Raw genomic sequence first — 474 nt, 5'->3', positions numbered from 1 at the left:
CCCAGTTTTTTGGCTTCGCTGTCGATGTCCTTGCGAACCATAGACATAAAGTTGTCGTCGTATTTATAAATTGTCACGCCAATGCGGGTATCGGCGGCGTGCGCAGTTGCACCAAACATCATGCTGGCAACCAGTGCTGTGAGCGTGAAAACCTTCTTATTCATGGTATCTCCGGTTTTTTATGTAGGGCATATCATCGCGCTGTGCTGCCTGCGGGCAACCAGCGCAGTCGGTTCAAACTCATTTATGGGGCGGACGCGTAACGCAAAGCCGGGCCACCATCGCAATCCTGACTTCCCTGTACGTAAACGCTTCCTGAAGAGTGTTGTGAACTATTTCAATCGGCTACTGAAACCTGACCGGAGAAGGAGAACCCGGCGTTACATGATGTTTCAGTCCGGTAAGACGCTGCCATCATAGTGAGCGCCATGTTAATTAACTGTGAATGTAATCACAGATTGGAAACGGTTACAC

1 pseudogene is annotated in these 474 nt (G+C 49.6%); it reads right to left on the bottom strand.

The annotated features are described in order from the left end of the window. A pseudogene (locus tag QMM04_RS23075) lies at positions 1–164 on the bottom strand (methyl-galactoside ABC transporter substrate-binding protein); the annotation flags it as partial. Positions 165–474: the final 310 nt, after the last annotated feature.

Origin of the sequence: Pantoea sp. Pa-EAmG (genome assembly GCF_030024295.1) — a bacterium.
Taxonomy (GTDB): Bacteria; Pseudomonadota; Gammaproteobacteria; order Enterobacterales; family Enterobacteriaceae; genus Pantoea; species Pantoea dispersa.
This window is presented reverse-complemented; position numbering and strand designations above follow the sequence as displayed.